Here is a 1,762-nt window from a genome sequence, read left to right on the forward strand (position 1 = left end):
GATCGCCACGCAGCCGAGCGGTGGGGTCGGCACTGTCACCCCGGCCGGCAGGACGACGTCGACCCGGCCGGCGGCGTCCACGGCCCCGGTGTTCACCCGGGGCCCCCGCCGTCACCTCAGCTGCCGCCGAGTGCCGCCTTGGCGTTCTTGTCGAAGTTCTGCAGGATGGTCTTCGGGTCGCCGTTGGCCAGCCCCTGCAGGCCGGTGTCGAGGTCCTTGAGGACGCTGTCCATCTTCGGGGCGTTCACCGGGCCCTGGGCGTACGCGGCGCCGTCGATGAACACCTTGTCGGCCGGGAACGCGGCGGTGTACTGGTCGCCCGCCGACTGGCGGGACGGCATGACACCGAACGCCTTGGCGAAGGTCATCTGCTGCTCGCCGCTCGTCATCGCCTCGACGAACTTGATCGCCTGGTCCTTGTACTTGCTCTTCGCGGCGATGCCCCAGCACTGGGTGAAGGAGAGCGTGCCCTGCCCCTTGGGGCCGGCCGGCAGCGCCACGACCTTGTACTTCACGTTCGGGAAGTCGTTCTGCAGAGCACCCTTGATCCAGTTGCCCTCGATGGTCATCACGGCCTTGCCCTTGCCGAACGCCTCACCGGACCAGCCGGCGTCGAGCTGCTTCGGGTACTTGGCCAGCCCGGTGCTGAGCATGGTCTTGACGTACTGGAGGGCGGCCAGGTTTTCCGGGGTGTCGGCGGTGGGCTGCTTGCCGTCCTTGCTGGTCAGCCAGCCACCGTTCTGCACCATGAAGGCGCCGATCCGGTCCCGGGTGTCACCGATGGCGAGCGGGACCTGCCCCTTCGCCTTGATCTTCTGGGCGACCGCGGTGAGCTGGTCCCAGGTCGTCGGCACGTCGGCGTCGGCCAGCCCGGCCCGGGTCCACAGGTCGGTGTTGATCTGGAGGGCCAGGGTCGAGAAGTCCTTGGGCGCGCAGTAGAGCTTGCCGTCGTACGTGAAGGCGGTGCGCAGGCTCTCGTAGAAGTCGCCCGGGTTGCTGACCTTGTCGCCGTACGGCTCGAGGGCGCCGACGCTCGCGTAGTTGGCGAACTGGGCCGCGTCCACGTAGAAGACGTCCGGCGGGGTGCCGCCGGCGAGAGCCTGACCGAGCTGCTGGGTGAGGTCCTGCGCCGGGGTGACAGTCGCGGTGTTGCCGGAGCTGCCGGCCCACTTCGCGGCGGCGTCCTGCACCGCCTTGGTCTCGGCCTCGCCGGACGAGCCGATCAGGATCTGCAGGCTGGCCGGCCCGCTGGACTGGGCGGTGTCGCCGGAGGAGTCGTCGAAGCCGCTGCCGCAGGCGGCGGAGCCGAGGAGGGCGACGGCGGCGAGGCCGGCCACCGCTGCCCGGGTGATTGTTCGGGGTGCCATGGTTTCTCCTGGTGGGGGGTGTGGGACTACGCGGTGTGCCGCAGCGCCAGCGACGGCTGGAGCAGCACGGGGGTAGGGGTCTCGTGGTCGCCGTCGAGGACCCCGGTGAGCAGGTCCACGCAGCGGGCGGCGGCGTCGCCGAGCGGTTGGCTGACGCTCGTCAGCCCGACCGCGGCGGCCACCGGCGTGTCGTCGAAGCCGATCACCGACACCTGCGGGTCGACGCCGCGGATCGCCTGGAGGGCACCGAGAGCGAGTGAGTCGCTGGCGCAGACCACGGCGCTCGGCGCCACGGCGACGAGCAGGTCACGCATCAGCCGCTCCCCCTCGGCGATGCCGTCCTCGGTCTCCCGGTGCAGCCCGGTCGGGTCGACGCCGGCTGCGCGCAGCGCGTC

Annotated in this window: 2 protein-coding genes; both read right to left on the reverse strand. The window is 71.0% G+C overall.

Features of this window, described 5'->3' with window-relative positions:
• Positions 1–116 precede the first annotated feature (116 nt).
• Positions 117–1,367: an extracellular solute-binding protein gene (locus tag ABZ749_RS34775; protein WP_357235571.1), complete on the reverse strand. Its 1,251-nt coding sequence runs from the start codon at positions 1,365–1,367 to the stop codon at positions 117–119.
• A 26-nt stretch (positions 1,368–1,393) separates the two neighbouring features.
• Positions 1,394–1,762 (reverse strand): substrate-binding domain-containing protein (locus ABZ749_RS34780; protein WP_357235574.1); only part of this gene is annotated, 369 nt, incomplete at its 5' end.

It is taken from the genome of Micromonospora sp. NPDC047753 (genome assembly GCF_040642735.1).
Taxonomy (GTDB): domain Bacteria; phylum Actinomycetota; class Actinomycetes; order Mycobacteriales; family Micromonosporaceae; genus Micromonospora.